The 4472-nt window shown below is 38.9% G+C and carries 4 protein-coding genes; 2 read left to right on the top strand and 2 right to left on the bottom strand.

Features of this window, described 5'->3' with window-relative positions:
• Positions 1–116: 116 nt before the first annotated feature.
• Both AC1DND_RS20725 and AC1DND_RS20720 read right to left on the bottom strand, forming a co-directional pair.
• Positions 117–302, bottom strand: a complete 186-nt coding sequence (locus AC1DND_RS20725; protein ID WP_025141696.1) for a hypothetical protein — start codon at positions 300–302, stop codon at positions 117–119.
• Between the two features lie 72 nt (positions 303–374).
• A complete protein-coding gene (locus AC1DND_RS20720) occupies positions 375–2879 on the bottom strand; it encodes a bifunctional glycoside hydrolase family 9 protein/polysaccharide deacetylase (RefSeq protein WP_477584533.1) in 2505 nt (834 codons plus the stop codon).
• A 116-nt stretch (positions 2880–2995) separates the two neighbouring features.
• On the opposite strand from AC1DND_RS20720, the gene AC1DND_RS20715 reads away from it, so the two are divergent.
• Both AC1DND_RS20715 and AC1DND_RS20710 read left to right on the top strand, forming a co-directional pair.
• A complete protein-coding gene (locus tag AC1DND_RS20715; RefSeq protein ID WP_477584531.1) occupies positions 2996–3622 on the top strand; it encodes a TetR/AcrR family transcriptional regulator in 627 nt (208 codons plus the stop codon).
• A partial coding sequence (locus tag AC1DND_RS20710) for a TolC family protein (protein ID WP_477584530.1) occupies positions 3619–4472 on the top strand: 854 nt, incomplete at its 3' end. The genes AC1DND_RS20715 and AC1DND_RS20710, both read left to right, overlap by 4 nt.

The following is a 4472-nucleotide window of genomic DNA, read 5'->3' as shown; positions in this document are numbered from 1 at the left end:
CAGTAGCGATGAGCAATCATGATTTTACGGCTATTGGTAAAATCATAACGGTCTCATGTGCTGTGGAATTAAATTTTTTAATCCTTAAAGGATCTAATTGTATAAAGGACTAAAAACTAGTATTTTCTTCCTTTTACGATAGCGTTTAAAAATAAGCCTGCTGTTAACAAACCTAAAACACCACCTAACAAAGCGAAAATGTAGTTTTGCGTAATGATTGCTCCAGTTAAAACTCCGAAGAATAAACCTAAAGCATAATATAACCAGTTGAAATTATTGCTGCTGTTCTCTTGTACACTCATGTTTTTTGTTATTTGGAGGCAAAGTTAATATTTATTTTAAATTTTAATTTGTCATTGTACCCAATATTCTAATTAATTATCAATTCTAGCCAATTTATAATCAGCCTTTTTCAGATAAGTAATCAATTCTGCCAACTTGTTATAAAATTTATCAGTTCTTCTGGCACCGGTACCGATGTGCAACAGCAAGATAAAACCATTTAAACCATTGGGTTTTGTTTCGTTAAAAGTTGTAATCGATTTGTATATCTCATCGCTCGATCGATAACTTTTTCCCATTTCGGGGTAGGTATAATCAGCATTAGATCGTGTGCCCGGAGTGAAATTAATCAATTGTAAACCCTGTGCTTTGGTCCAGTTGGCTATGGTTTGGTTGTACCATTCGTAAGGAGGCAAAAAATAGCCCGCCGCTTCTTTGTTAATCCCAAAACCTGCCATTGCCTGATAATTGTTACTTAAATCGGTTTCGAAATCTGTTCTTGTAACCAAGAGACTATCGCGTTTATTCCAATCACAGTACAATAAATGCTTATCAGAATGTGGACCGAGATAATGCCCGGCGTTTTTTAGTTTTTTGATCAATGATTGGAAATTAGGGTTCCGATAAAAATTTCCGGTAAGAAAAAAGGATGCTTTAACTTTCTCCCGTGCCAGCACCTTGCTTATTTTTTCGCCGCCATCCGCATATTCGTCACCTGTAAAAACCAGGTAGATTTTCTTTTGGGTAGAATCGCCCCGAATGTTCGCACCCAGGCTATAAGTTTTATGGTCGGGTAGGGGTTTAGCCTGCGCTTCCTTGGCCGCTAGTAAATAAATAAGAGATGCCGTTCCGTCCATTGTGGGTTCATTGGTGCTATAATCTCCATAATCATCGTGGTAAACGGCCAGGTCGCTCTGAAAGTCAGCATATTCATCAGCATCATTGAGTTTGATCCCGATTAAACCTTTATAAATATTAGTGTAAACGGGTCCATCAACCAATCCGCCGTTTATGGGATAATTCTTTAAATGGGTAAAGGCCGAGTGTGGAYCGCTTGGTGTATCTCCCCATTGAGGTAAGCCATAAACCATACTCGTTCCCCATGGATTACAGCCAAAAAGCCAATCGAAATTAGCCTGATCCAGCTCGCTATAGGTTTTATCGCCGCTTAATGCCGAGTACCAGCTACACTGTATGGCAAAGGCAACCGTTAAATTATTGCTGCACCAAATAAACGGAACACCACGGTAAAAGGCATTGTTTTTTGCACGGCTCCAAACTTGCTTTATCCCTTGTTGATAATAGTTGATGGCTGTTTTATCGTTCGAATCTTGCTTAGCGATTTCGTAATGACCAAGGTTGATGAAAGGATAATATTGATAATGCGCTGCGGTATCTTTTTGTAGCCAGGGCGTGATGCTTTCTTGCTGGGCGTAGTTTAAGGCCTGTGTCATTTTCTTTTGATCAATCCTTTCTCTTCCGAAATTGAATGATGTTTCGGCGAGTTCCATATCATCAACCCAATTGTCTTCAGCATAAATATAGGGCGATTTTACAGAGGCTGTTTGCGTTACCCCAGGTTTTTGTAATGCAAATTTATAGGCTGTTTTGGCTTTTTTAACAAGTAATCTGGCGTAATTACGATCTACATCTTTAAATAAAACCGATCCTAAATTAAAAGCACTCGTAAATTTAGCTGCAGTAGAGCTGGTACCGGTGGTGTTGTTCATAAATTTGCCCCGCTGCTGTGTTTCGCCGGTAATAAAATAGAGCGGGCGCTCAAAACCTTTTCCATATTGACTGTCTTCTTTTGGAATCCGCATATTGATGTGATCACGGTCATCGGCCAGTTGGTTGAACATGATATTTTTTTGTGGGTGCATTTTCAACAACCAATCCAGTCCCCATTTAGCTTCGTCCAGAACATCAGCAAGGCCGTTTTTTCCATTCAAACCATTCGCCATTTGCCTATCGCTAAACACTTGAGGGAAGTCGCGATAAGCCATTAGTAGGTGATAGGCTGCATTTGCTGAAGTAGTTGAATATTGGAGGTAATCGCTGGCGTCGTGCCAACCACCAGAAGCATCAAAATGTGTACTGTCTTTAATGCCTGCTTTGGCGCCATATAAAACAAAGCCATCGTGGGTATGGCAGCTATCCTTTAAGTACGGATTAAAACCGCTCCGTTGCTGGCGCATATATTGTAAACAGAAATCTGCTGCACCTTTATACACATCGTTATTGATCAACAACAGGGGAGAAACAATACCATTTGCCCTGAGGTAGTAACTCCCTGCACTTTTAAAATCACTGAAATTCAATCGGGCGGTTTGGCTAAAAGGACCATAGCTGCCGAAGTTTTTAATATTGGTTGAGGTATAAACAATTTTATTGGTTTCCTTTTCTACAATTTCGAATTGGGTAGGAATTTCGCCTGTTTTGCTTACCCATACTGCAACTTTAATACTTTCGGTGGGGTAACCGAGCAAATTGATTCTGATCCAACTCTGTTGGACTTTTCTTTGGTTACCAATAAATGAACATAAGAACCATAGGGCAAATGAGAAAGTTGTGGCTAAAAAGAACTTATTTTTCATTGTGACTGATGATTATTTCATTTAAAAATAGGGTTTTATCAAGATAATGTAAAAGAAGTGGGTAAACATTTGGAAATTAATCAATCGTTTGATTAATTTTGTGTCGTTAAAAAGAAATGAAAACAGAAAAAGTAGATAAAAGACAGGCCATTCTCGAGGCAGCTGAAAAGCTGTTTTGCGAGACCGGGTATGAGGGTACCTCCACCCGCCAGATTGCCAAGGAATCTGGAGCAAACATGGCGATGATAAATTATTATTTCGGTTCTAAAGAAGGGGTTTTCGTAGAGATTATGAACGAGCGTATTGCTGGTTTTGCTTCTCAGTTAAAAATCATCAATGAAGATAAGATTTCGGCATTAGAAAAATTGCACAGGGTTATAGAGGGCTATGTAAATAGGATACTGAATAACACTGCGTTTCATAAAATGATGCACAGAGAGCTTTCTTTAACTCAAAGGCCAGAAATGTATGATAAGATAAAAGATGCCATGAGCCACAACATGCAGCTTATCGATCGCATTATTACAGATGGGATTGAAGATGGGACCTTTAACAAGGTTGACGTTCGTATGGTAATCGCCACTATTATGGGCACCATAACCAACATTGTTATCTCTCCCCATAAGGTGATATCGTGCTCCAACTTCGACTTGAACAATCCGAAAGATAAAAAAATGATTAAAGAGCGGACAGTCGCTCACTTACAAAATCTAACAACAGTTTATTTAACAACAAAAAAATGATACCCAGATCAATAAGATTAATGCTTGCGGCGTCATTAATTCCGGCAGCTTTATTTGCACAGAGCTCAAAAGAATTAAACATTAACCAGGCAATAGAACTTGGCATAGCCAACAGTAAAAACTTAAAGCTTTCTCAAAACAAGATCGATCAGGCTGTTGCACAGCTGGAGGTTGTAAAAGACAATGTTTTGCCTACGGCAAACGCAAGTTTTATGTACAATCACGCTGAAATACCAACTACTACCTTTACATTACCCGGTAGCGAATCGTCTTTCCACTTGCCTAAAAGAGCCGATGCTTTTGTGGGAACAGCAGCAGTACAAGAATTGGTATATGGTGGTGGTAAATTAAGGTACGCTAAAGAATCGACCAAATTACTGGCCGATGTTGCACGTTTAGATGCTGATAAAAGCAAAGAAGAAATTACGTATGCTGTTATTAATACCTATTACGCTTTGTACAAAGTATTGCAAAGCAGAAAAGTGGTTGATCAGAATTTAGAATCAATTGCCGCACAGATTAAACAGGCACAGCGTTTCTTCGAGCAAGGTATTGTAACTAAAAACGATGTGTTGCGTTTCCAATTGCAACAGGCAAATGTTACGCTAACTCAAATGGATATTGAGAGCAACCGTAAAGTGATCAATTATAACCTGGATATCTTATTAGGTTTACCAGAAGATACCGAGGTGAAAATTATTGATCCTACTTTAGGTTTAAGAGGAGCGGGTTCTTTAAACGAATATATTGGTTTAGCAATGGCTAACCGCCAGGAGTTAAAACAACTTGATGTGCAGAACCAAGTTGCCGATTTTAACATTAAAACCATTAAGGCAAATACATTGCCTAC

It is taken from the genome of Pedobacter sp. 01N416 (assembly GCF_056399685.1).
This window is presented reverse-complemented; position numbering and strand designations above follow the sequence as displayed.